Below are 24,863 nucleotides of genomic sequence, written 5' to 3'. Positions count from 1 at the left end.
GTTCACGCCGGTTGCCCCACCAGCCACGACAGGGCGCCCCGGTCGCTCGCTCCGAGGCGCGTGTACGCGCTGTAGAGGTGGTTGCCGACCGTGCGGATCGACAGGGTGAGGCGTTCGGCGATCTCCCGGTTGCTGAGGCCGGCCGCCGCGAGGGTGACGATCTGGCGCTGGCGGGCGGTGAGTTCGTCGAGGGCGAGGCCCGACAGGGCGGGGGTGCCGGTGCCCTGGCAGCGGCGGGCCAGCGCGACGGCACGCGTGCGTGCGGCACGGGCGGCCCGGGGGTCGCGGTGCGTCTGCGCGGCCCGGGAGCGCGCCTGTGCCGCGTACAGCAGGAAGCCCCGCTCCTCCAGCTCCCGCGCCGCCTCGTCCAGCGCCGCCGCGTCCCCCCGCGCGAGCGCCCGCGCGTAGTGCGCGAACACCCCGCCCGCCGCCCGCGTCTCGTCGGGATGCACACCCCCGTCCTCGGCCCACGCCAGCTCCGTACGGCAGGACGCGTCCCCGGGGCTGTGCCTGAGCCCCTCGCGCGCCCAGGACACCGCCTGCCGCAGCTCGCCCCGCAGCCGCGCGAACCGTGCCCGCACGCACGCGTGGACCGCCGCGACCGGCTCCCCCTCGGCGACGAGCCACTCCCCCACGGGCGCGTGCATGTCCCGCACGTCCGCCGCGCCCATCCGCCGGACCAGTTCGGCGGACTCCTCGGCCAGTGCCGCCTCGTACGGCTCCCGCCCGCCCGTCAGCCGCAGCGCCCTGAGCCGGCCCGCGACGGCACGCAGGACCGGGCCGTGCAGGGGGTCCGCGAGGCGTACGGCCGTGTCGTCGGCGACCTCGATGAGGCCGTCCGCCTCCAGCCGTTCCAGGACGGCCAGGTCGAGGGCGGCGGCGCGCACCGGGAGGGGTTCCGCGAACGCCAGCCGGTCGAGGGTCTCGCGCTCGGCGCCCGCGCGCGCGAGGACGCCGGACGCCCGGTCCCGGACGGCCGGGGTGACCGGGAGGGGGCCCCGCCAGGCGTACGCGTCGTCCCCGGCGCCGGCCGGTACGAGCAGGTCCTGTTCGCGCAGGGCGTCCACCAGGTCCCGCAGGAGCCTCAGGTCTCCTCCGCACAGGCGGTGCAGGCGGTGGACGGTGAGCGCGTCGAGCGGGACGCCCGCGCCGGACGACAGGAGCTGTGCCGTGCCGTCGTACGGGAGCGGGCCGAGGACGAGCCTCGGGAGGAGTTCGTCGGCCCACAGGCGGGTGATCGCGGTGGGGGCGGGGGCGCCTTCGGTGGTGACGACCAGGAGGCGGGTGCGGCCCTGGACGGCGAGCTGGTGGACGAGGGCGGCGGAGGAGTCGTCCAGGAGGTGGGCGTCGTCGACGAGCAGCAGGCGGACGGGGGCGAGGAGTTCGACCGCGCGGTGGAGCGTGACGTCCTCGGGGAGGAGGTGGGCGAAGGCGGCGAAGGGGAGGTGACGGGTCTCGGGGGTGCCGGCCACGCGCGCGTACGGGGTGGCTCCCCGGGGGTGCGGGTCGGTGACCGTGCCGGTCGCGGCGGTGGCCCTGCCGTGCGGGCCGGTGAGGGCTGCCGTGCGGCCCCGTGCCCCGCGCGCGCCGGTGCCCCGCCCGGCCGCGAAGGGGCCGCGCGCCGAACGTCCCCGCGTCTCTCTCGACGCCCCTCGCGCCCGCCCGGGTTCGAGGTCGCGCACGGCCTCCGCCGCGAGGCGGGTGCGGCCGTGGCCGGGCGGACCGGTGAGGATCATGCCGGGGCGGGTGGCGGTCAGGGCCTGGCGGACCAGGGCGAGTTCCTCCTCGCGGCCGGTGAACGGCCACGGCAGATCGAGGGACTTGGGGTCGCTTGCGAGAGTCGTCACGTCATCATGAGCGGGGGTACTCAGGTCTGATACACGGTGACTTGAGTAGCTCCCGACTCAGGCGCGGTGACCTTGGACCGGGCACGCTGGAGCCATGACCACCCGCTACTGCTCGCTCGTCCGGCAGCCGGAGCCCGGGTTCACCCCGGGCCTCGCCGCCGAGCGGCACGGCGCGCTCATGAGCGGGCGGCGGATGTGGGTCAACGGCACGGTTCTGCACTACTGCTTCTTCGACTCCGAGAACGCCGGCACCGGGGGGAGCCGGCGGGTCTCGTGGGCGGGTGGCGAGGCCCAGCGCGAGGTCGTGCGCGACTGCTTCCGGGAGTGGCAGGGGCTCGGCATCGGCGTGACGTTCGCGGAGGTCGGCGAGCGGTCCGAGGCCGAGGTGCGCATAGGGTTCCAGGAGGGCGACGGCTCCTGGTCCGCCGTGGGCCGCGACGCGCTCCTGGCCGGGCTCCACGACCGCACGATGAACTTCGGCTGGGACCTCACGGCCCCCGGCGAACGGGCGACGGCGCTCCACCAGATCGGCCACGCGCTGGGCATGCAGCACGAACACCAGAGCCCGTACGCCGCGATCCACTGGGACGAGGAGGCGGTGTACGCCGACCTCGCGGGCCCGCCGAACCACTGGAGCCGCGAGCGGACGTACGTCAACATCCTGCGCAAGCTCGACGCCACCGAGGTCAACGGCACGGTGTGGGACCCGCAGTCGGTGATGGAGTACCCCTTCCCTGCGGGCCTGATCCTGGAGCCCGAGCAGTTCCGGCAGGGTGTGCATCCGCCGGGGGCGCTGTCCGCGCTGGACAAGGAGTTCGTGCAGCGCTGGTATCCGCCGCCGCTGACCCCCGGGCCCCTCACGCTGACGCCGTTCCGCTCGGTGCCGTTGTCCCTGGGGCCGGGTGAGCAGGCCGACTTCGTGCTGGAGCCACCCGAGACCCGCGAGTACCAGCTCGCCGCGTTCGGCGACTGCGACGCCGTCGTCGTCCTCTTCGAGGAGCGCGAGGGGGAGCCGCGTTTCCTCGCGGGGGACGACGACGGCGGGACGCCGGGGAACGCGACGCTGCGCGCCCGGCTCGTCAAGGGCCGCCGCTACTTCGTACGCATGCGTCTGTACTCGGCCTGGGGGGCGGGGCAGACGGCGGTCATGTGCTGGTGACCGCCCACGGACCACAGTCCTGCGCCGGGGGAAAGGCCGGGCCGTCCGCTCTCGGGGGAGGGTGGGACGGCCCGGCCGCACCGGCGGGCGACCGGTCGCGAACGACTTGTTGCGGTCGTACGAAAAGATCGTCGCGGCCGGGACAGGGGCGTTCCGGTGGTGTGAGCATGCCGGTATGCGCCCGACGTCCTCGTCCGCGCCCCGGCGGGTCCTGACGGTCTGTCTGGCGGCCGGTGTCACCACACTGCTGGACCAGGCGGTCCTCACGATCGCCGTGCCGTCGCTGCGGCAGTCCCTCGGCGCGAGCGCCGGGGACGTGCAGTGGATCGTGTCGGGGTACTCGCTCGCGTTCGGGCTCACGCTGGTGCCGGGCGGCCGGCTCGGGGACGTCCGAGGGCGCAAGCATCTGTTCCTTGCGGGGCTGTCGCTGTTCCTGGTGTGCGCGCTGATCGCCGCGACCGGTACCCGCGCCGAGACCGTCATCGCGGCGCGGCTGCTTCAGGGCGCGGGCGCCGGGCTCGTCAACTCGCAGGTCATCGGCACGATCCAGGACGTCTTCCAGGGGCAGGAGCGGGCTCGCGCGCTCGGCTGGTACGCGGTCACGGGCGGTGTCTCGGCCGCGCTCGGCCCGGCCCTCAGCGGTCTGCTCGTCACCCTGTGCGGCGGCGGCACGGGGTGGCGGCTGTGCCTGCTGCTCAGCACGCCGTGCGGGCTCGTCACACTCTGGCTGGCCGCCCGCCGGCTCCCGAAACCGGCCCGGACCGCCCCCGACGGCGGCCTCGACCCGCTCGGTCTCCTCTGCGTCGCCGCCCTGACGCTGTCCGCGATGCTCCCCTTCATCACCGGCGGCCCGCCCCTCGCCTGGCTCGCCGCCGCCCTCGTCTCGGCCGCCGCGCTGGCGCTGTCCCAGCGGCTGCGGGTACGGCGGGGCCGCGCGCCCCTGATCCATCCGGCCCTGACGCGCTCCCCGCGCTACGGGCTCGGCACGCTCGTCGCCATGGCGCAGTTCGGCTCGTCCATGGCCGGGACGGTCGTCCTCGCGCTGTTCCTCCAGAGCGGTCTCGGGCTGTCCGCGCTGACCGCCGCCGGGATCACCGCGCTCGGCGCGGCCTCCATGGGGGTCTCCTCGGCCGTGGCCTGGCGGGTCGTACGGCGGCTGGGCGACCGGACGGTGACCGTCGGGCTCACGCTGGGCGCGCTGACGCTGCTCGCGGAGGCGCTGGCGGCGACGGTCCTCTCGCCCGCCGCCCTCCCCTACGCCCTCGCCGCCCTCCAGCTCTCCTCCGGCGCCGCCTCCGGGCTCGCCGTCTCCCCCAACCAGGCGCGCGTCCTGCACCACGCTCCCGCCGAGGCGGCCGGGGTCGCGGGCGGGATTCTCCAGATGACGCAGCGGGTGTCGGCGGCGGTGTGCCTCAGCGCGGTGACCGGGATCTATCTGCGGGGCGCGTCCGAGGAACCTCGGCGGGCGTTCGCGGAGGCGTGTCTCGTGTGTGCGGGGCTGTTGGCCGTGGCCGTGGGGGTGTGTCTGGGGTTGCCTCGGACGGGTGGGGGGACGGGGGCGCGGGTGGCTGGGGAGGCGGGGGTGGAGGGGCGGGCTTCGCGGGAGGGGGTGTAGGGGTGGGGGGTCCCTCGGGGTGGGGGGTGTTCCCCCGAGGAAAGGGGACCTACCGAGGCCGGGGCCTCCCGGGGGGGCGGGGCTTTCTGCCGGTCCGGGTAGCGCAGGGCCTGCCGGGACTCTCGTACGCGGTCGTCCGGTCGTGCTGCCGAGCCTCGCCTTCCCGGCCTCGGCCCCGCCCCCCTTCAGCCCCGGTTCAGCCCCTGCTGTCCGTCGGCGCTATGCCGTCCGTGTCGCCGGCCTCAGTGGTTCCGTGGCGAGGACCTTGCGGTAGCGGCGGGGGCCGGTGCCGTAGTCGTCGATGGCGTAGTGCCAGGTGGCCTGGTTGTCCCAGAGGACGAAATCGCCGGGGTGCCAGCCGAAGCGGATGGTGTAGTCCGGGGAGGAGGCGTGGCGCAGGAGGTGGTCGAGGAGGGCCTTGCCCTCCTGGTCGGTGACGCCGGTGAGGCGCTTCGCGGAGGTGCTGAGGAAGAGGCCCTTGCGGCCGGTGAGGGGGTGTTCGAGGACGACGGGGTGCTCGACGGGCGGACCGGGCGCGTCCTTGCGGCTGCCCTGCGCGTAGTTCGCCGCGTTCCCGTCGTACACGGCGTTCACCGACGCGAGGAGGTCCTTGAACGGTGCGGACAGGTCGTCGTACGCGGCCTGGAGGTCGGCCCACAGGGTGTGCCCGCCGAGTTCGCTGACCTCCTCGTACACGAGGGACTCGATCGCGAAGACCGGCGTCCGCCACAGGCCGCCGATGTGCCAGGTGCCGGCCTTGCCGGTCTTCACGACGTCGTAGGGGTAGACCAGCGGGTGGTCGGGGTGGCGCAGTGCCGTCGGGTGGTCGAAGGGTTCCGCGAAGATCCGCACGGCCTCGACCTGCTGGGCGGGGGTCAGGTGCTGTCCCCGGAAGACCAGCACCTTGTGCTCGGCGAACGCTTCGCGCAGGGCGTCGGCGGTGGGCTCGTCGACCGGGCGGGTCAGGTCTACGCCAGTGATCTCGGCGCCGAACCTCGGCCCGGCGCGGTGCACCACGGGGCCGGTGTCCTGGGTGGTGAGGGTGCTCATGTCCGTCTCCTTCGGTGGGATGAAGAGGCCAGGCTTGTCACTTCGGGGGTTCGCGCGTCGGGTGGGCGGGCCGGTCAGTGGCCTCTGCGGGACCACTCCTGTGCGAGCAGGGTGTACGAGCGGACCCGGTCGGGGTGGGCGTGGGTGATGGTCGTCAGGAGCAGCTCGTCGGCCCCGGTGGCTTCCCGGAGTTGTTCGAGCCGGTCGGCGACCTGGGCGGCGGTGCCGACGAACTGGGTGTCGACCCGGTCCTGGACGAGAGCGCGGTCGGCGTCGGTCCAGCGGTGGGCTCGGGCCTCGTCGGGGGTGGGGAAGGGGATCGCGCCCTCCGCCGTGCGGATGCTGCGCACCCAGAGGGCGTAGCCGGTGGCGGCCTCGCGGGCCTCTTCCTCGGTGTCGGCGACCACGATGTCCGCCGAGACGCTGACGTACGGGCGGTCGAGGGCCGGGGAGGGTTTGAAGCGGGCGCGGTAGGCGTCCACCGCGTCCAGGACGGTGGCCGGGCTGACGTGGTAGTTCGCCGCGAACCGCAGCCCCCGCTCCCCCGCGACCTCGGCGCTCTCGCCGCCGCTGCTGCCGAGTATCCACACGTCGATGCCGGCGCCCTCCCCGGGCACGACGTGCGCCTCCTCCCCCTCCGGGGAGCGGTAGGTCCCCGCGAGCAGGGCGAGGATATCGTCGATCTGCTCGGCGTACTCCTGGGAGCGGGCACCGGGGAGCTGGAGCAGTCCGCGCTGGAGCGCGAAGCGCGGGGAGCCCATGACCGCCTCGAAGGAGAACGGGGGCGGGATGAGGAGGCCGTTCACGGTCCGGCCGTCGTGGACCGGGGTGCGGGTGGTTCCGCCGGCCGGCGGGGCTTGCGCCGGGCCTCCTCTCCCGGTCGGCCGTCCCCCCGACCGCCCCAGCCCCAGGTCCAGCCGCCCCGGGTGCAGGGCGTCGACCAGGCCGAACTCCTCCACCGTGCTCAGCGCCGTGCGGTGGCCGAGCTGTACGGCTCCGGAGCCGAGGCGGATGGTGGAGGTGGCGGACGCGGTGAGAGCGAGGACGACCGCCGGGGACGTCCCCGCGACTCCGGGGTTGAGGTGGTGCTCGGCGAACCAGTACCGCGTGTACCCGAGGCGTTCGGCGTGCCGGGCGAGGTCGACCGAGTTGCGCAGGGCGTCGGCGGCGGTGGAACCGGAGGAGATCGGCACCAGGTCGAGGATGCCGAGGGGCGTACCGGACATGGCGGGTTCTCCTTCTGTCAGACGGCGGGCCGTACGGGGGCCCAGTCGAAGGGCGGGTCGGGGATCTCCTTGCGCAGCACGCTCGCGACCTCCCCCTGGAACCGCTCCAGGGAGTCCCGGTGCTGCGCGTCGGTCAGTCCGCCGGCGTCGGCGTGGAGATGCAGGACGGTGTGCCCGAACTCGGCGTGGTAGCGGTGGACCTTCTCGATGACCTGCTGCGGGCTGCCGATGAGCGCGGAGCTGCGCTCGACGAAGTCCTCCACGGTCTCGAACACGACGGGCAGCCCGGCCCGGCGCTGGAAGTCACGGGTGCTCTCGAAGACCGGCCGGTACGTCTCGACGGCCTCCTGCGAGGTCCGCGCCACGTACAGCCCCGCCGATCCCGCGCCGACGGCGATCGCCGCCGGGTCGTGCCCGTGGTGCTCCCACCGCTCGCGGTAGTAGCGGATCAGCTCGGCGTACGGCTCGATGGGGTTCGTGACGTTCGCCGAGAACAGCGGGTCGCCGTAGCGGGCGGCGAGGTCGACGGACTCCTTGCTGGTGGCGCTGCCGTGCCAGACCCGGACCGGCTGCTGGTAGGGCCTCGGCCAGACCTCCGCGTCGGTCAGCGGCGGGCGGAAGCGGGTGTCGGCGGTGACCTTGTCCTGCCGCCAGAGCCGCCGGAACACCTCGTAGCTCTCGGCGTTGCGCTCCCACTGGTCCTCGGGGGTGACGTGGAACAGCTCGCGCTGCGCCGCCCCGTTGCCCTTGCCGATGATCAGGTCGAGCCGGCCGCCGGAGAGGTGGTCGAGGGTGGCGTAGTCCTCGTAGGCGCGGACGGGGTCGAGGAGGCTGAGGGTGGTGACGGCGGTGAAGAGGCGGATGCGGCGGGTGAGGGCGGCGATGTGGCTGAGGACGACGGTCGGCGAGGAGGAGATGAACGGCCGTTCGTGCCGCTCCCCCACGCCGAAGCCGTCGAAGCCGAGTTCCTCGGCGAGCAGCGCGTTGTCGAGGACCTCCCGGAACCGGTCCTGGGTGGACTTCTGGACGCCGGTGACGGGGTCGGGGCGGTGGACGATGAGGGTGATCGCGAGGAACTTCACGACGCCGCCCGGGTTTCCCGCACCTCGTCGGGGTGGGCGAGGCCGAGGTGGTCGCGCAGGGTGGTGCCCTCGTAGTCGGCGCGGAAGACGCCCTTCTCCTGGAGGATCGGGACGACCTTGTCGGCGAAGTCGTCGAGTCCGCCGGGGGTGATGTGCGGGACGAGGATGAAGCCGTCGGCGGCGTCCGCCTGGACGTACTCGTCGATCGTGCGGGCCACCGTCTCGGGGGTGCCGACGAAGTTCTGGCGGTTGCCGGTCTCGATGACGAGGTCCCGGATCGACCACTTGTTGGCCTCGGCGAGCTCCCGCCACTCGCGGGCGGTGGCCAGCGGGTCACGGTACATCCTGACCTGGGCGCGGCCCCGGGAAATGTGCTCGGCGCCGACATCGGGATCGATGTCGGGCAGCGGCCCCTCGGGGTCGTACGCGGAGAGGTCGCGGTTCCAGACGAACTCCAGGTGCTTGAGGGCCGTCGCCCCGCTGACCTGCTGGCGGCGGACCTCCTTGGCGGTGTCGCGGGCCTCCTCCTCGGTGTCGCCGAGGACGAACGTCGCCGCGGGGAGGATCAGCAGCTGGTCGGCGCGGCGGCCGTACTTGGCGAGGCGGCTCTTGACGTCGGCGTAGAACGCCCGGCCCTGGTCCAGTTGCGCGTGCCTGCTGAAGATGGCGTCGGCCTCGGCGGCGGCGAACTCGCGGCCCTCCTCGGAGTCCCCGGCCTGGAAGATCACCGGGCGGCCCTGGGGGCTGCGCGGCACGTTGAACCGGCCGTGGATGTCGAAGTGCTTGCCGGTGTGGACGAACGAACCCGCCTTCGCGTCCGCGAGGAAGGCGCCGGTGGCCTGGTCGGCGAGGATCTCGTCGCCCCGCCAGGAGTCGAAGAGTTCGTGGGCGGTGGCGAGGAACTCCTTGGCGCGGGAGTAGCGCTCGTCCTGCGGGAGGAAGCCGCCGCGCCGGAAGTTCTCGCCGGTGAACGCGTCCCAGGAGGTGACCACGTTCCACGCGGCGCGGCCGGCGGAGAGGTGGTCGAGGCTCGCGAACTGGCGGGCCACCTCGTACGGTTCGTTGAACGTCGAGTTGATCGTGCCGGTCAGGCCGAGGCGGTCGGTGACGGCGGCCAGGGCGGCGAGGACGGTGAAGGTGTCGGGGCGGCCGACGACGTCCAGGTCGTAGATCTTTCCGCCCTGTTCGCGCAGGCGCAGGCCCTCGGCGAGGAACAGGAAGTCGAACTTGGCGCGTTCGGCGGTCTTCGCGAGGTGGGCGAAGGAGCTGAACTCGATGTGGCTGCCCGCCTGCGGATCGCTCCAGACGGTGGTGTTGTTGACGCCGGGGAAGTGGGCGGCGAGGTGGATCTGCTTCAGCGGCTTGCTCATCGTCGGTCTCTCCCTCGCGCTCAGGCGGCGTATCGGTTGGCGGGACGGGTCAGGCCGAGCAGCCCGCGCAGGGTGTCGGCCTCGTACGCCTCGCGGAAGGCGCCGCGCCGCTGGAGTTCGGGGACCAGGCCCCGGCTGATCGCCGGCAGGTCGTGCCCCACGACGGCGGGGCGCAGCCGGAACCCGGTGAGCCCTGCCGTCTGGAACTCCTGGAGCAGGTCGGCGAGTTCGGCGGGGCTGCCGGCGAAGATCCGCGCGTCGCTGGTGTACGGCTCGCCCGCGACCTCGTCGAGCCGGGCCCGGCGTGCCCGGGCCTCGGCCGGGTCGTCGTCGAGGAACACGACCAGGTCGGCGAAGACGTGCAGCGGCCGGCCGGCGCGGCCCGCGGCCTCCTGTTCGGCGCGGATCTCCTGGACGATGGCCCGCGCCCCGTCCGTGTCGTGCGGGGTGACGAAGCCGACGTCCGCCGCGCGCGCCACCAGCCGGTAGGGCACCGTCGCGTGCGCGAGGGCCGTGACGAGGGGCTGGCCCTGGGGCGGGCGGGGGGTGATGGAGGGGCCCTTGACGCTGAAGTGACGGCCCTCGAAGTCGATGTAGTGGAGTTTCTCCCGGTCGACGAAGCGGCCGGTCGCGGCGTCCCGGATCTCCGCGTCGTCCTCCCAGCTGTCCCACAGGCGGCGGACCGCCTCGACGTGGTCGGCCGCCTCGTCGAACAGGTCGGTGACGAGGGCGAGGGTGTCGGGGTCGCTCTCGTCGTACGCCTCGATGCGCGGGATCGTGCGGCGGCCGAAGTGGGCGGCCTCGGCGGGGCGGGCGGTGATCTGGACGCGCAGGCCGGCGCGGCCGGTGCTGACGTAGTCGAGGGTGGCTATGGCCTTGGAGATGTGGAAGGGCTCGGTGTGGGTGGCGACGGTCGTGGGGACGAGGCCGATGTGCCGGGTGAGCGGGGCGACGCGGGAGGCGATCAGGACGGCGTCGAGGCGGCCCCGGACCTGGTCGGTGCGGTCGTCCGGGTCGAGGAAGCGGGAGGACTGGGGGCCCAGGCCGTCCTCGATGGTGACGAAGTCGAGCAGGCCGCGTTCGGCCTCGGCGACGAGGTCGGCCCAGTATCCGGCCGTGAACAGGTCGCGGGGGCGGGCGACTTGCTCGCGCCAGGAGGCGGGGTGCCAGCCGGTGCCGTCGAGGGCTACGGCGAGGTGCAGAGGGGTGGGTGATGAAGGGGACACGGGTGGAGTGCCTTCCTGGAGGTCCGTACGAGGTCGCCGGGGCGGCCCGGGGCGCGGGCACGGCGGCGGGGCTGCGGGACGGTCAGCTACAGAGCGCGCCGGCCACGCGCAGGAGGTCGATGTGGGGCCGGGAGTGGAGGTGCGCGGCGTGGCGTATGTGGATGTCGGTCACTGCCGTCCCCCCTTCCCTCTCGCTCTGTGCGGCCCGGTCGTGGCTCTCATCCGTCACAACGGGCCGGTCTCCCGCCGTGTTCCCGATTTCCCGGAATTTCTCGAACTTTTGTGCGAAATCGATTCTGCGGGCTCGACGGCGAGCCCGACGGCGGGGCCGGTGGCAAGCCCGGCGGCTGGTCCGGCGTCCGGGCGGTCGGCCTGCCGGTCGGCCGCACCGGTCGCGGGTGGGGCGGGCCGTGCCGGGGTCCGCACCTCCACGATCCGCGACGACCGCCGCAGTTCGAAGCCGATCGACTCGTACAGCCGGATCGCGTTCGCGTTGTCGGCGGCGGCGTGCAGGAACGGGGTGTCCCCGCGCTCGCGGATGCCCGCGGCGACGGCGCGGATCAGCCGGGTGGCGAGCCCCCGGCCCCGGTGCGCGGGGTCGGTGCAGACGGCGCTGATCTCCGTCCAGCCGGGCGGCTTCAGCCGTTCCCCGGCGAGCGCGATCAGCCGTCCCTCGTGCCGGATGCCGAGGTAGGTGCCGAGCAGGATCGTCCGTTTCAGGTACGGTCCGGGCCGGGTGCGGGCGACGAGGTCCAGGATCTCGGGGACGTCGTCCGGTCCGAGCCGTACCGCCTCGGGGTCGGGTTCGGCGCGCAGCGAGGTGGCGACGAGCTGCACGCCGTACCCCTCCCGGATCGGCTCCCAGCCGCCCGGGACCGCGTCGACGGGCTTGACGCGTACGGCGGTCGCGGGGCCGGCGAGGCGGTGGAGGTCGGTCCAGGCGGCGGGGTCGGCCGGGTCGTCGAGGGCGGCGAAGGCGTAGACGTCGGCGGGGTAGCGGGCGGCGCGGCCGAGGCGGTCGGCGAGGTGGGCGTGGGGGCCTGTGAGGGCGGACCAGACGGCGTTGTCGAGGGGGTGGGGTGCGGTGGCTACGGGGTGGGGCGCCGTGGCGGCCGGGTGGGGTGAGGTGGTGGCCGGGGCCCCGCCTCCGCGGGGGTCGTTCGGGTGCGTCACGGAGGCGGAGTCCTTTCGGCCGGTGCGGTGTCGACGGAGTGTCAGGAGTTGGTGAGGGGCAGGCCGGGCGGGTTGATCTCGGACTTGGTGACGGCCTCGTTGGCGAGGTTCCAGGATTCGAGCCACTTCGCGTACTGACCGTTCTCGATCAGGTAGTTGATGGCGTCGGCCAGCGGCTTGACGAGGCCGCTGTCCTTCTTGACGGTCGCCGCGATGAGGCCCTGGAGGGTCTCGCCGGCGCCCGAGTAGGTGCCCGCGATGGCGGTCGGGGAGGGCGACTTGGCGGTCTGGGTGACGTGGTACGACAGGCTCGGGTTCGGGCCGAGGTAGGCGTCGATCTTGCCGCTGTTGAGGGCCAGGTACGTGCTGTTGCTGTCCTGGAAGTACTTGACGGTGAGGTTCTTGCCCTCGGCCTTCAGCTTCTTCTGCCATTCCAGCAGCAGGCGTTCCTGGTTGGTGCCGGCGCCGACGGAGACGGTCTTGCCCGCGAGGCTCTGGTAAGTGCCGTCGAACTTCCAGGAGTTGGACTTCAGCTTCTCGAAGCCGAGGTTGTCCTGACGGTAGGAGGCGAAGTCGTACTTCTGCTTGCGCTCCTCGGTGTCGGTGATGTTCGAGAAGCCGGCGTCGACCTTGCCGCTGTCGATGCCGACGAAGAGGTTCTCCCAGGTGAACCGCTTGTTCTCGGTCTTGAGGCCGAGGACGGCGGCGACCAGGCGGGCGAGGTCGGGTTCGGCGCCGGTGAGGGTCTTCTGGTCGTCGCCGACGTAGCCGAGCGGCGCGGAGCCTGAGGGCAGGGAGCCGCTGCCGATGACGAGTGTGCCGCGCTTGCGGATCGCCTCGGGGACCTCGGCGCTGATCGACTTCACCTCGGACACCTTCAACGTCGCTTCTTTCGCCGCCCCGTTGGAGAAGCGGCCGATGGTGACGGAGCCCGAGGAGTCGGTGGTGGTGGCGGCCTCGCTGTCCCCGCCGCAGGCGGCGAGCCCGCCGGCGAGGGTGGCGGCGACGGCCGCCGCGGAGATGCCTCGGATCAGGGCACGTCGGGAGAGGGGCGCGGGCATGGCTGTCCTTAGGTTTCGTGGTGCGTGGGTCGAAGGGGGGTGATTTCAGAGGACCTTGGTCTCAAAGGACCTTGGCCTCGAAGAACCTTGGCTTGGGAGGACCCTGGCTTCAGAGGACCTTCGCGAGGAACTCGCGGGTCCGTTCGTGCTGCGGCTTGTCCAGCACCTGTTCGGGCGGGCCCTGTTCGACGATCCTTCCGGCGTCCAGGAACACGACACGGTCGGCGACCTCGCGGGCGAAGCCGATCTCGTGCGTGACGATCAGGAGGGTGGTGCCGCTCGTCGCCAAGTCCTTGATGACGGCGAGGACTTCACCGACCAGCTCGGGGTCGAGCGCGGAGGTCGGCTCGTCGAAGAGGATGACGCCGGGGCGCAGCGCGAGGGCGCGGGCGATGGCGACGCGCTGCTGCTGGCCGCCGGACAACTGCCGTGGATAGGCACCCGACTTGTCGGCGAGACCGACCCGGTCGAGGAGTTCACGGGCCAGTTCCTGCGCGGCGGGCCTGCCGAGCCGGCCGGTCGCGACGGGGGCGGCGGCGACGTTGTCGAGGACGGTGAGGTGCGGGAAGAGGTTGAAGTTCTGGAAGACGAAGCCGATCCTGGAGCGCTGGGCGAGGATGGCGCGCTCGCTCAACTCCCTCAGCCGGTCGCCGTTCTTGCGTACGCCGATGAGCTCGCCGTTGACGCTGACGTAGCCGCGTTCGGGTTTCTCCAGGTGGTTGATGACGCGCAGGAGCGTGGACTTGCCGGAGCCGGAGGGGCCGAGCAGCGCGGTGACCTCGCCAGGACGGACGGTCAGGTCGATGCCGTCCAGGACCCGGTGGCTGCCGAACCACTTGTGGACGTCGTGGAGTTCGACGGCGGCGGGGGCGGCGACAGCGGCCGTGGCGGCGGTCATACGGCGGCCTCCTTGCGCAGGCGCTCCCTGAACCGGCCGTAGGCAGCGCGCAGTTGCTGGAGCGGGGTGGGCGGCAGGGTGCGGATGGCGCCGCGCGCGTAGTACCGCTCGACGTAGAACTGGGCGATCGAGACGAGGCTCGTGAGGATCAGGTACCAGACGGTCACGACGAGCAGCAGCGGGACGATGTCGCCGGGGTAGGTGGAGCCCATCGTCTGCGCGGCGCCGAAGAGGTCGAGGAGCGAGACGTAGAAGACCAGCGAGGTGGACTTGACCAGGCCGATCAGCTGGTTGACGTAGTTCGGGACGATCGACCTGAGGGCCTGCGGGAAGACGATCCGGCGGAACTGGTAGCCCTTGGGCAGGCCGAGCGCGGCGGCGGCCTCGTGCTGGCCCTGGTCGACGGAGAGGACGCCGCCCCGGACGACCTCGGCGGCGTACGCGGCCTCGTAGAGGCTGAGGCCGACGACGGCGATGACCATGTCGGTCGCGAGCCGGGACTCGTCGAAGGTGAAGAAGGCCGGGCCGAAGGGGACGCCGACGCTCAACGTCTGGTACAGGGCGCTGAAGTTGTAGAGGAACAGCAGCACGACGATCAGCGGGATCGAGCGGAACGCCCAGATGTACGTCCAGCTGACCGCCCGCAGCACCGGGCTCTTCGAGAGCCGGGCGAGGGCCAGCAGGACGCCGCCGAACAGGCCCAGCACCGCGCTGTAGGCGGTGACTTCGAGGGTGATGAGGAGTCCGTCGACGATGGTCGGGCGCAGGAACCAGTAGCCGAAGCGGTCCCACTGGTAGAACGGGTTGGTGACCAGTCCGTGGACGAACTGGGCGGACAGGACGAGGACGATCGCGGTGGCGATCCAGCGTCCGGGGCGGCGCAGCGGCTGAACTCGCTGCGCTGTGAGGGTTTTTGACGGTACGTCGGGTGGCGGTGCCGTGGCGAGGGACACGGCGCCCGTTGATTCGCTCATGAGGGGCTCCGGCGGGAGGCGGGCTGCCCCGGGTCGCGGGCGGCGGCCGTGGACGCACGGCTCCTCGGGGAGCGGGCGCGGTCAACGGGTGCGTACGGGACCGGGGTTCGGGGGCTGCGGGCGGCGCACCGCGGAAGCGGTGGCCGGCGAGGGCGCTGCGGTCGGGGTCGGCTTCGAGGTCAGACCCGACAGCGGGCACGGCCCGGTGCGGTACACAGTGCGCTGCTGACGCGCAGGAGATCGACGGCGCGGTCGGCGACGAGGTCGCTGAGGCAGGGGCGTGCGCAGCCCTGGGAGCGGCGGGGCGCCGTCCTGAGAGCTGCGTACATGTCGTCCTCTGCTTCTGCTGCGTGGCTCACGGCCGGGGTGCGGCCGTGAGGCGGCGTGCGGCGTGGATCGAAAGACTGTTCTGGTTCGCAAGTAACCCAGTTGCCCGGGGGCTTGTCAACGCCTGTCCACGTTTCGGACCGGATCAGCCCTGGTGGGTCCGGTTCTCGTCGGCTCGGTACGCCGCCCAGTCCAGGATCTGGACAGCGGAACCGGCGGCTTCCAGGCCCTGGCAGCGGGCGCGGTGGCGGCGGTCGATGCCGTCGAGGTCGAGGTGGGTGCCGAACGCGGGGTGGGCGGTGAGGTGGCGGGCGTAGGCCCACAGGGCGTGGTGGCCGGTGACCTGCTGGACGGCGGCGGCGTCGAGGTGGTGGCGGTGCACGGTGTCGAGCTGGACGAGGGTGACCCACAACTCGACGTCCGCGGCCGTGATGTGATCGCCCGTCACATACCGTTCCTCGCGCAGGCGTCGGTCCAGGAGGCCGAGGGAGTCGAGCAGGGCGTCGAGGGCCTCGGCGCGTTCCGTCACGGGCACCGCCGCCTCGCCCGCGCGCTGGGCGGCCCGTTCGATCGCGGCGCACAGGCGTACCGCCGCCTCGATCCGCGGTTCGGTGCCGCAGGGGTGCAGCGAGGGCCGGCCGCCGCCGAAGTGCCGGGCGAGGTCGCGGGCGATGTCCGGGCCATGGGTGGAGACGATCCGGCCCGACCAGTCGTCGCTCAGGACGGGTGCGAGGGCCGGGCCCCGGTAGCGGTGCGCGCTCGCGTCGTACAGCGGGCGCAGGCTCGCGTGGCCGCCGTCGGGACAGTCGGGGACGGCGGGCAGGAACGTGACGGGACAGGCCGCGTCGAGGCGGAGCAGGCCGTGGGTGACGGCGATGCGCAGGCCGTCGGGGTCGGCCGTGGAGAGGTGGAGGCGGTAGCGGCGCGGCACGGCGTAGTGGCCGCTGCGGGCGTCGTGGCCGATGCGGCCCCGGAAGGCGGGGGCCGGGCGGTCGTACGTGTGGGCGGCCAGCGGTGTGATGGACATGAGTCTCCCCGGGGGCGGGCGCGCGGGGGCGTACGCGCGGCGGCGGTTGCGGCGTCGGAGGGGGTGGGGGTGCGGGCCTGCGGGCGTCTCGGTCAGCGTTGTGCGCTGCACACGCGGAGCAGGTCGATGTGGCGGCGGGAGGTGAGAAGGGGCGACGACCAGGCCGTGCGGCTCGTCCGGCTGGCGATCGGCTCCAGGCGCCCCATGATTCCCTACCTGTTCACTAGGATTCCCGGTTCGAGTGTCGATCGAGGGGTGGGGTGCGTCAAGAGGGCGTCCGAAGGGTGAGTAATAGAGAATGGCATTCTGGATATCGAACATGTCGGTCTCGTTTCCGGTGGAGGGGAATTCGGTAGGGGGAACGGACTCGCTTTTCACATACGTGGAGTAGCGTTCTACTCATGAGTGCCGTCCCCGTAGAACCGGTCGAGACCCCAGAGCCCGCCTGGCGGCAGCGCGCCGTCGAGCGGTCCACCCGGGCCGCGAAGCTCCGCGCGGAACAGCGCGTGCAGCGATTCCTCGACGCCGCGCAGGAGTTGATCGCCGACAAGGGCACCACCGACTTCACCGTGCAGGAGGTCGTGGAGCGTTCGCGTCAGTCACTGCGCAGCTTCTACCAACACTTCGACGGCAAGCACGAGTTGCTGCTCGCCCTCTTCGAGGACGCGCTGTCGCGGTCGGCCGGGGAGATCCGCGAGGCCGCCGCGTCCGGCCGCGATCCCCTGGACAGGCTCCGTATCGCGGTCGACCTCCTCTACCGTTCCTCCGAGCCCAAGTCCGGTGCGCAGTCGCCCCTGTTCACCGACTTCGCCATCCAGCTCCTGGTCACCCACCCCGACCAGGTCGCCACCGCGCACCTCCCGCTGCTCGGCTTCTTCACGGAGCTGGTCGAGGAAGCGGTCGCTGCGGGCCAGGCCACCGCGCCCAAGCCCCGCCGGGTCGCCTCCCTCATCATGCAGACGGCGATGTTCACCGCCCGCGCCCCCGCCGCTCCGGTGGGCGCCCACCCCTCCCCCATCTCGGTCGAGGAGGTCTGGTCCTTCTGCCTCGGCGGCATCACGGGCCCGCCCCCGGCGTCGGCCGAACCGGTGGCCACTCCCGCGGCCAAGAAGGCGCCCGCGGCCCGCAAGGCGACGGCGTCACGCGGCGCCGCCGCCAAGTCGACGGCCGCCAAGTCCCCGGCCGGGACGAAGACCACGTCCGCGAGGACGGCCAAGTCCGGCGCCCGCAAGCCGAGTTCGGAACCGGCGGCCCACGACCCCGCCTGACCCGGCCCGTCCGACCCACAGCCCCCGCAGGCACGACCGGCGGGGGCTTCTCGCTGCCCGGGCGCCCCTCCCTCACCGGGCCCGCGCTCCACGACGCCGGAGGCGTCCCCTAGGGGGCACCCCTGACGCCGCCGCCCGGGAACCCGGGACCCCGATCCCACCCCGATCCCGGGCCCTCCTCTCACACCCCACCCTGCCCCTTGTCCCATACGGCACCGGGCGCGGGCAGGGCCGTCACGGGGCCGGGGGCTCAAGCCGCCGGGACACCGGGCGGGGGACCTTGAGTGGGCAAGGTTCCGAGAGGGTCGCTCTCGGAGGGGAATCCCGAGAGGTGGTGGGCCACATGTCATACAGCACAGAGGCGTCGTACAGCACGCAGGTGTCGTACAGCGCACAGGCCCGCACCGCCCTGGACACCACCCCGCTCCGCACGGAGCCCGAGCACACCGACCAGCCGGACCGGACCGGGCGCTCCCCGCGAGCTGCCCGCGTCGCCGGCCGCCGACGGGGGCGTCGTAGGGGTGCGGCGCAGCGGCGGCCGGCGAGGGCGTCCACCGGTCCGGCCTCCCTGCCCCGCCCGCACGAGGCCACGCCGGCCCGTCCGGCCGCCTCGTGCGGAGCGTGGGCGCTCCTGCACCGTCAGTGGCACATCACACACCACTTCGCCTCTCCCGGCGGGTGGCACATCACGTACCACCGGCCCGTTGTCAGCGGGTGGAACATCACGCATCACTGCCCGGCTGCCGGCGGGTGGCACATCACGCATCACCGCCCTCCCAGCCGCGCTACCAGCAGGTGGAACATCACGCACCACCTCCTCCCCCGCCTCTCTCCCAACCGGTGGCACATCACACACCACCCCCTCCCCACTCCCACTCCCGGCCGTCCGCACACCGAAGGACCCGCCATGCCCTTCCCGCCTCCCACCACCCACGGACTCACCACCACGGACGGCCCCGGGCCGGCGCGCAGCTGGACCGTCGCCACCGCGAAGCCCGTCAGCTACCGGGTCCGCTTCGCCCCCGGCGTCCTGGACCCCCGCAACCCCGCCCTCGCCCTCGCCGGACTCCCGGACGGCGAGAGCACGCCGGCCCGCCGGCTGCTGGTCGTCGAGGAGCACGTGGACCTGCTGTACGGCGACGCGCTGCGCGCCTACTGCGAGGCGGCGCGTCACGCGTCGTACAGCATCCATGTCCTGCCCGCGCACGAGCGGCTGAAGACGATGGATTCGGTGTACTCCGTGGTCGACGCGATGGACCGGTTCGGTCTGGACCGGCGGCGCGAGCCGGTCGTGGCCGTCGGCGGCGGCGTGCTGCTGGACATCGTCGGCCTCGCGTGCAGCCTGTACCGGCGCAGCACACCGTACGTCCGGGTGCCGACCACCCTCATCGGGCTGGTCGACGCCGGGGTCGGCGCGAAGACCGGCGTCAACTTCGGCGGCGGCAAGAACCGCCTCGGCACCTACCACCCGGCCGTCGAGACCCTCCTCGACCCGGCGTTCCTCGCGACGCTCGACGAGCGGCACATCGGCAACGGCCTCGCCGAGATCCTCAAGATCGCCCTGATCAAGGACCGTGACCTGTTCGACCTGCTGGAGAGCAGCGGCGAGCGGCTGCTCGCCGGCCGGTTCCAGTCGGACGGCCCGCTGCGGACCACGGCACATCACGTACTGGCCCGCGCGGTGCACGGGATGCTCGAAGAACTCCACGACAACCTGTGGGAGCACCGGCTCGAACGGGTCGTCGACTACGGCCACACCTTCAGCCCGACGCTGGAGATGCGGGCCCTGCCCGCCCTGCTGCACGGCGAGGCGGTCAACCTCGACATGGCGTTGACCACCGTGATCGCCCGTGGGCGCGGCCTCATGACGGACCGTCAGTGCACGCGCGTGCTGGACACGATGCGCGCCCTGCGGCTGCCGGTCCACCACCCCCTGCTGGAGCCGGAGTTGCTCGGCTCCGCCCTCGCGGACACCGTCCGCCACCGGGACGGCATGCAGCGGCTGCCGCTGCCGGTCGGGATCGGTGACGCGGTGTTCGTGAACGACCTGACGGATCGTGAGATCACCGGCGCGGCCGAGAAGTTGGCGCGCGCCGCGAAGGAGGTGCGGTCCCATGCGTGACGCACTCGTGGTGGCCGACGTACACGCACCCGCCGTGGTGCACGGCGTGCACGACTCGGACGGGATCTCCCGCTGGTCCTGCCTCGCGCGGCGGACCGGGCTGTACGGCGGCTGGGAGGCCGTCGAGTGGGCCTGGCTGCCGCCCGGCGGGGTCAGCGGGGAGCATCTGCACTCCCGCACCGAGGAGTTGTACTTCCTGCTGCGCGGCCGGGGCGAGATCCGCCTCGACGGCACGGCGCACGCGGTGCGCGCCGGGGACGCCGTCCTCACCGGGATCGGCTCCCGGCACGCGCTGCACAACACCGGGCGACGGCCTCTGTCCTGGCTGGTGGTCGAGTTGCCCGCCGTCTTCCCCCGGCCCCGCCGGTCCTCCGAGGAGGAGCACTCCGTGAACAGCATCGTCGTACGCGATCTGCGTGCGCATGGGCCGCTGGACGCCCAGAGCGTCCTGACCGGGCCGCTGCGCACCATCCATGTGCAGGACCTTCCGCCGCACGCGGGCGTGGAGTTCGCGGCGCGCGGCACCGAGCACACGGTGTTCGTGCTGAGCGGCACGGGCACCGCCCGGACCGCCGACCGCGAGGTCCGGCTGGCCTCCGGGACCGCGCTGACCCTGCCGCTCGGCGGGTCGGTGCGGCTGTGGGCCGGGGACGGCGGGATGGAGTTCTTTCACGCCGTCCTGGACGTCCCGCTGCCGGGCGAGCGGCAACTCGCCGCGTAGACAGGCCAGTTCATGAATCCACCTCGACAGACAGGGAGTTGGCCGTGATCGTCCACGACGGACCGTTGAGCGCCGTCCTGTTCGGGCCGGGCGAGGAGCGGGCGACCGTCCGCTGCCTCGCCCGGCGGGGGATGCTCCACAGCGAGTGCGAGGCGTTCGACGAGGTCGAGTTGACGCCCGGCACCCGCTGGGAGCCCGCCGGCCGCGGCGGCACCGAGACCGTCTGGTACGTGCTGACCGGGACCGTGCACGCCGACCGGCGCGCCGTCCCGCTCACCGCGGGCGGCCTCGTCCTCGCCCCGCAGGGCGGCGCCGCCTCCCTCACCGCGGGCCGGCACGGCGCCCGGCTGCTCTGCCTGACGCTCGGTCCGGCGGCCGTGACCCACGCCCTGCCCGCCCGCACCCCCAGCACTTCCGCCGACTCCCGCAAGGAACAGCCATGATCAGCGTCCCCGGTGTCGGCGCCGTCCACCACGTCGCCTACACGGTCCCCGACCTCGGCCGGGCCGTGGCCTTCTTCACCGACGTGCTCGGCGCCGAACTCGCCTATCTCACCGGCCCGGTGGCAGACCCGGCCGGCCTGTGGATGCTCCGCCAGCTCGGTGTCCACCGTGACGCCGTCGCGCACATCGCGATGCTGCGCCTCGGCCCGGTCACCAACGTCGAGCTGTTCGAGTACACCTCCCCCGACCAACGCCGCGTCTACCCGCGCAACAGCGACTGGGGCGGCCACCATCTCGCCCTGGCCACCGACGACTTGGACGCCTCGCTGGACCATCTCACCGCGCACGAAGGGGTGGTGGCCCTCGGTGCGCCGCAGACCGTCACCGACGGGCCCATCGCCGGCGTCCGCTTCATCTACCTGCGCACCCCCTTCGGACTCCACCTGGAACTCTCCGAGATCCCCGAGCGACTGCCCTTCCACGACGACACACCCGTCCGCCTCTACGACCCGCCGAGGGCCGCGTCATGACCGGCGTCTGGGGTCCCGGCTCCCCGCCGGTCGTCACACAGGAGCGGGAGGTGTACGACGCCGACGTCCTCGTCCTCGGTTCGGGCGCCGGCGGTGCCACCACCGCGTGGGCGCTGGCGTCGACGGGGGCGCGCGTACTCGTCGTCGAGCGGGGCGACTTCCTGCCCCGCGAGCCCGAGAACTGGTCCCCCGAGGCCGTGTTCGTCGGTAACCGCTACCACAACACGGGTTCCTGGCACACGGCCGAGGGCCGCTCCTTCACCTCCGGCGGCTTCTACGGCGTCGGCGGCACCACGAAGGTGTACGGCGCCGCCCTCCCCCGGCTGCGGGCGAGCGACTTCCGGGCGGTCGAGCACCTCCAAGGCACCTCCCCCGGCTGGCCGTTCGCGTACGGCGACCTGGAGCCGTACTACGCGGAGGCCGAACGCCTCTACCGCGTCCACGGCGCCGACGGCACCGATCCGAGCGGTCCGCCGCGCAGCACCCCCTACCCGTGGCCGCCGGTGCCGCACGAGCCGGTCATCGCCGAACTCGCCGATCGGCTCACGGCGCAGGGGCTGCACCCCTACCCCGTCGAACTCGGCGTCGACCTGGCGCCGGAGGGGACGTGTGAACGATGTGGCACATGTGACGCCTTCCCGTGCCGGATCGGCGCGAAGAGCGACGCCGAGACCCGAGCGCTGCGCCCCGCGCTGCGCACCCCGACGGTCCGCCTCCTCACCCGCACCCGCGCCCTGCGGCTGCGCACCGACACCGACGGGCGGCGGGTGACGTCCGTCGACGCGGTACGGGACGGGCGGGCCGTGCGGCTGCGGGCCGGGACCGTGGTGGTGGCCTGCGGAGCCGTCAACTCGGCTGTCCTGCTGCTGCGTTCGGGGGGCGCCGCGCATCCCGACGGGCTCGGGAACGGCAGCGGGCTCGTCGGACGCAACCTCATGCTGCACAACAACTCCGTGCTGATGGCGGTCGATCCGCGCCGCCGCAACCCGGTCACCTTCCAGAAGACCCTCGCCGTCAACGACTTCTACCTGCCGGACGGCCCCCAGGGCGAACATCCGCTGGGCAACCTCCAGTTGATGGGCAAGGTGTACGGGGCGACGCTCGCCGCCGCCCGTCCCCGGCTGCCCCGGCGGCTGCTGGGCGCGCTGGCCTCGCGGAGCGTCGACTGGTGGGTGATGTCGGAGGACCTCCCCGACCCGGAGAACCGTGTCCTGCCCGGTCCCGGCGTCGACGACGTGACCGTCCGCTGGCACCCGACGAACACCCGCACCCACCGCAGGCTCGTCCGCGCCGCCACCACGATGATGCGCCGGGCCGGCTATCCCCTCGTGTTCTCGCGGCAGTTGGGCGTCGAGGCGACCGGGCACCAGTGCGGGACGACCGTCGCCGGGACCGATCCGGCGCGGTCCGTCCTCGATCCGTACTGCCGCAGCCACGAGGTGGGGAACCTGTTCGTCGTGGACGGCGGCTTCTTCCCCTCGTCGGCGGCGGTCAATCCGACGTTGACGATCGCGGCGCAGGCGTTGCGGGTGGTGCGAGAGGGAGGGGTGCTGCCGTGAGGGGCGGAGGAGGCCGCGAGAGGGGGTGAGGATCATGCGTGATGTGTGACGCGTGATGTACCACTCGGCTCGCCCCACCCAGCCCCGCCCACATGACACGTGATGTACCACCCCCCTCCACCCCCGCCCCCGCCCCCTCCCCCGGAGCCCGCCATGCCCACCACCACCGCCACCACCCCCACAACCCCCGCCACCGCAGCAGTGGTCCGCACCCGAGGCGCCCCCTTCGCCCTGGAGGAGATCCGCGTCGACACCCCCCGCCCCGACGAGGTCCTCGTCCGCGTCCGGGCGGCCGGCGTCTGTCACACCGATCTCAGCGTCCGCGCAGGTCACACCCCCTTCCCCGTCCCGGCGGTGCTGGGGCACGAGGGGACGGGGACCGTGGAGGCGGTGGGGGACGCGGTCACCTCGGTGGTGCCCGGCGACAGTGTCGTCCTGAGCTTCGCCTCGTGCGGGCGGTGTGCGGCGTGTCTGACCGGGCGGCCGGTGCGGTGCGCGCACTGGCCCGCGCTGAACCTGTTCGGCGGGAGCCGGCTGGACGGGAGCGCGACGGTGTCCGGGACGGGCCGGTACGCCGGTCAGCCGCTGCACGGGCACTTCTTCGGGCAGTCGTCGTTCGCGACGTACGCGCTGACCGGTGAGCGCAATGTCGTCCCCGTCCCCGCGGGGCTGCCGCCGGAGGTGCTGGCGCCGCTGGGGTGCGGGGTGCAGACCGGGGCGGGGTCGGTGCTGAACGTGCTGCGGCCCGAGGCGGGGCACACGCTCGTGGTGTACGGGGTGGGGTCGGTGGGGCTGGCCGCGGTGATGGCCTCGCGGCTGACGGCGGCGACGCGGGTCGTCGCCGTCGATCCCGACCCCCGTCGGCTGGCGCTCGCGCGGCGGCTCGGCGCGACCGACGTCGTGAACCCGGACGAGGACGATCCGCTGGGCGCCGTACGGGATCTGACGGGTGGGGCCGGGGCGGAGCGGGCGTTGGAGACGAGTGGGGTGCCGAGGGTGCTGCGGCAGGCGGTGGACGGGCTCGCGGTGAGCGGGGTGTGCGGGGTGGTGGGGGCGCCGCCGGTGGGGACGGAGGCGGCGTTCGACGTGCCGGCGATGCTGGACCGGGGGCCCCGGGTGGTGGGGGTGAACCAGGGGGACGTGGTGCCCCGGGTGTTCGTGCCGGCGCTGGTGGAGCTGTATCTGGCGGGGCGGCTGCCGGTGGACGCGATCGTGTCGGTGTTCCCGTTCGAGAGGATCGAGGAGGCGGGGGAGGCGGCGGTGCGGGGGGAGGCGGTGAAGCCGGTGCTGCTGATGCCGTGAGCGTGTGACGCCTTGTCGGCATGCCACCGTGAAGCCGCGCCACCGTGAAGCCGCGCCGCCGTGACGCCGTACGGGCGGTATGTGGCGTGTGATATACCGCCCGAAAATATGCTGAACCACCCCACCAGGGCTTACCTTTCGAATGTGAACGAGGATGCCGCGTCGCCCGCGGACCGGTCCGTGCTGCGGGCGCTTGTCGTCGAGGACCATCCCCTGTTCCGCAGCGGGCTCAGGTCGGCGCTGGAGAGCCTCGGCGAGGTGGAGGTCGTGGCGGAGGCGGAGACCGTCGCGCAGGTGCCGGGGGCGGTGTCGGCACATCTCCCGGACGTCGTGATCATGGATCTGGGGCTGCCCGACGGCTCCGGCATCTCCGCGATCCGGACACTCGCCGAGGAGCACCCCGGGCTGCCGGTGCTGACGCTCACCATGTCCGACGACGAGGGCGACCTCCTCGCCGCCCTCCAGGCCGGGGCGCGCGGCTACATCGTCAAGGGCGCCCCCGCAGAGGAGGTCCTGCACGCGGTGCGGACCGTGGCGGCGGGCGGCGCGGTGTTCGGGGCCGGGGTGGCGGCGCGGCTGAACTCGCTGGTCGCGGGGGGCCGGCGCAGGGACGCCGAGCAGTTGTTCCCCGCGCTGACGACACGCGAGTGCGAGGTTCTCGCGCTGATCGCGCGCGGGCTCGACAACCGTCGTATCGCCCGGGAGCTCGTCCTCTCCGAGAAGACCGTCCGCAACCACGTCACGCACATCTTCGAGAAGCTCCACGTCGCCACCCGCGCGGAAGCCGTCGCCCGCGCGCGGGACGCCGGGCTCGGCGAGGAACGGTAGCGGGTCGGGACCGGTGCCCCATGCGTCCGGGACAGCGGGCGCGCGAGGCTGGTCA

The 24,863-nt window shown here is 73.2% G+C and carries 23 protein-coding genes; 10 read left to right on the top strand and 13 right to left on the bottom strand.

What is annotated here, in order from left to right; translation table 11 throughout:
* Nucleotides 1–2: 2 nt before the first annotated feature.
* Nucleotides 3–1,847: a LuxR family transcriptional regulator gene (locus ABZX85_RS08700; RefSeq protein WP_355863857.1), complete on the bottom strand. Its 1,845-nt coding sequence runs from the start codon at nt 1,845–1,847 to the stop codon at nt 3–5.
* Between the two features lie 94 nt (nt 1,848–1,941).
* On the opposite strand from ABZX85_RS08700, the gene ABZX85_RS08695 reads away from it, so the two are divergent.
* Both ABZX85_RS08695 and ABZX85_RS08690 read left to right on the top strand, forming a co-directional pair.
* Entirely contained in the window at nt 1,942–3,006 is a 1,065-nt protein-coding gene (locus ABZX85_RS08695; protein WP_355863855.1) for a M12 family metallopeptidase, read from the top strand.
* Nucleotides 3,007–3,181: 175 nt separating this feature from the next.
* Nucleotides 3,182–4,621 (top strand): MFS transporter, encoded by a 1,440-nt coding sequence (locus tag ABZX85_RS08690; RefSeq protein ID WP_355863853.1) that lies wholly within the window; start codon nt 3,182–3,184, stop codon nt 4,619–4,621.
* Between the two features lie 219 nt (nt 4,622–4,840).
* Here the strand turns inward: ABZX85_RS08690 and ABZX85_RS08685 are convergent, their stop codons facing one another.
* From ABZX85_RS08685 to ABZX85_RS08630, 12 genes are all read right to left on the bottom strand, one after another.
* Nucleotides 4,841–5,671, bottom strand: a complete 831-nt coding sequence (locus ABZX85_RS08685) for a TauD/TfdA family dioxygenase (RefSeq protein WP_355863851.1) — start codon at nt 5,669–5,671, stop codon at nt 4,841–4,843.
* A gap of 74 nt (nt 5,672–5,745) precedes the next feature.
* Nucleotides 5,746–6,897, bottom strand: coding sequence for an LLM class flavin-dependent oxidoreductase (locus tag ABZX85_RS08680; RefSeq protein ID WP_355863849.1), 1,152 nt, complete (start codon nt 6,895–6,897; stop codon nt 5,746–5,748).
* Between the two features lie 17 nt (nt 6,898–6,914).
* A complete protein-coding gene (locus ABZX85_RS08675; protein ID WP_355863847.1) occupies nt 6,915–7,979 on the bottom strand; it encodes an LLM class flavin-dependent oxidoreductase in 1,065 nt (354 codons plus the stop codon).
* Nucleotides 7,976–9,349, bottom strand: a complete 1,374-nt coding sequence (locus tag ABZX85_RS08670) for an NtaA/DmoA family FMN-dependent monooxygenase (protein WP_355863845.1) — start codon at nt 9,347–9,349, stop codon at nt 7,976–7,978. Before ABZX85_RS08670 ends, ABZX85_RS08675 begins: the two co-directional genes overlap by 4 nt.
* Nucleotides 9,350–9,369: 20 nt before the next feature.
* Entirely contained in the window at nt 9,370–10,575 is a 1,206-nt protein-coding gene (locus ABZX85_RS08665; protein ID WP_355863843.1) for an LLM class flavin-dependent oxidoreductase, read from the bottom strand.
* 82 nt (nt 10,576–10,657) lie between these two features.
* Nucleotides 10,658–10,747, bottom strand: a complete 90-nt coding sequence (locus ABZX85_RS08660; RefSeq protein WP_355863841.1) for a putative leader peptide — start codon at nt 10,745–10,747, stop codon at nt 10,658–10,660.
* A gap of 53 nt (nt 10,748–10,800) precedes the next feature.
* Entirely contained in the window at nt 10,801–11,748 is a 948-nt protein-coding gene (locus ABZX85_RS08655) for a GNAT family N-acetyltransferase (RefSeq protein WP_355863839.1), read from the bottom strand.
* 41 nt (nt 11,749–11,789) lie between these two features.
* On the bottom strand, nt 11,790–12,809 hold the full coding sequence (locus ABZX85_RS08650; protein ID WP_355863837.1) for an ABC transporter substrate-binding protein: 1,020 nt from the start codon (nt 12,807–12,809) through the stop codon (nt 11,790–11,792).
* Between the two features lie 109 nt (nt 12,810–12,918).
* Entirely contained in the window at nt 12,919–13,707 is a 789-nt protein-coding gene (locus tag ABZX85_RS08645) for an amino acid ABC transporter ATP-binding protein (RefSeq protein ID WP_355863835.1), read from the bottom strand.
* On the bottom strand, nt 13,704–14,681 hold the full coding sequence (locus tag ABZX85_RS08640) for an amino acid ABC transporter permease (protein WP_355863833.1): 978 nt from the start codon (nt 14,679–14,681) through the stop codon (nt 13,704–13,706). The genes ABZX85_RS08645 and ABZX85_RS08640 overlap by 4 nt, the downstream gene beginning before the upstream one ends.
* A gap of 472 nt (nt 14,682–15,153) precedes the next feature.
* The gene (locus ABZX85_RS08635) at nt 15,154–16,035 is read right to left on the bottom strand and encodes a glutathione S-transferase C-terminal domain-containing protein (RefSeq protein ID WP_355863831.1); all 882 of its coding nucleotides are present in this window, start codon (nt 16,033–16,035) and stop codon (nt 15,154–15,156) included.
* Nucleotides 16,036–16,127: 92 nt separating this feature from the next.
* Nucleotides 16,128–16,241, bottom strand: coding sequence for a putative leader peptide (locus tag ABZX85_RS08630; RefSeq protein ID WP_355863829.1), 114 nt, complete (start codon nt 16,239–16,241; stop codon nt 16,128–16,130).
* A 195-nt stretch (nt 16,242–16,436) separates the two neighbouring features.
* Here ABZX85_RS08630 and ABZX85_RS08625 point away from each other — a divergent pair, with 195 nt between their 5' ends.
* From ABZX85_RS08625 to ABZX85_RS08590, 8 genes are all read left to right on the top strand, one after another.
* Nucleotides 16,437–17,303 carry a TetR/AcrR family transcriptional regulator gene (locus ABZX85_RS08625; RefSeq protein WP_355863827.1) on the top strand — a complete coding sequence of 289 codons (867 nt, stop codon included), beginning with the start codon at nt 16,437–16,439 and terminating at the stop codon, nt 17,301–17,303.
* Nucleotides 17,304–17,646: 343 nt separating this feature from the next.
* The gene (locus ABZX85_RS08620; protein WP_355863825.1) at nt 17,647–19,425 is read left to right on the top strand and encodes a sedoheptulose 7-phosphate cyclase; all 1,779 of its coding nucleotides are present in this window, start codon (nt 17,647–17,649) and stop codon (nt 19,423–19,425) included.
* Nucleotides 19,418–20,146, top strand: a complete 729-nt coding sequence (locus tag ABZX85_RS08615; protein ID WP_355863823.1) for a cupin domain-containing protein — start codon at nt 19,418–19,420, stop codon at nt 20,144–20,146. The genes ABZX85_RS08620 and ABZX85_RS08615 overlap by 8 nt, the downstream gene beginning before the upstream one ends.
* A 44-nt stretch (nt 20,147–20,190) precedes the next feature.
* Nucleotides 20,191–20,589 (top strand): hypothetical protein, encoded by a 399-nt coding sequence (locus ABZX85_RS08610; protein WP_355863821.1) that lies wholly within the window; start codon nt 20,191–20,193, stop codon nt 20,587–20,589.
* Entirely contained in the window at nt 20,586–21,119 is a 534-nt protein-coding gene (locus tag ABZX85_RS08605) for a VOC family protein (RefSeq protein WP_355863819.1), read from the top strand. Before ABZX85_RS08610 ends, ABZX85_RS08605 begins: the two co-directional genes overlap by 4 nt.
* Nucleotides 21,116–22,678, top strand: coding sequence for a GMC family oxidoreductase (locus ABZX85_RS08600; protein WP_355863818.1), 1,563 nt, complete (start codon nt 21,116–21,118; stop codon nt 22,676–22,678). The genes ABZX85_RS08605 and ABZX85_RS08600 overlap by 4 nt, the downstream gene beginning before the upstream one ends.
* A gap of 153 nt (nt 22,679–22,831) precedes the next feature.
* Entirely contained in the window at nt 22,832–23,980 is a 1,149-nt protein-coding gene (locus tag ABZX85_RS08595) for an NAD(P)-dependent alcohol dehydrogenase (protein ID WP_355863816.1), read from the top strand.
* A 144-nt stretch (nt 23,981–24,124) separates the two neighbouring features.
* On the top strand, nt 24,125–24,808 hold the full coding sequence (locus ABZX85_RS08590) for a response regulator transcription factor (protein WP_355863814.1): 684 nt from the start codon (nt 24,125–24,127) through the stop codon (nt 24,806–24,808).
* Nucleotides 24,809–24,863 lie beyond the last annotated feature (55 nt).

The organism is Streptomyces sp. NPDC004539, from assembly GCF_040610055.1.
In the GTDB taxonomy this organism is placed as follows: Bacteria; Actinomycetota; Actinomycetes; order Streptomycetales; family Streptomycetaceae; genus Streptomyces.
Note: the sequence above shows the minus strand (reverse complement) of the source record. Positions and strands in the feature narration are given on the sequence as shown.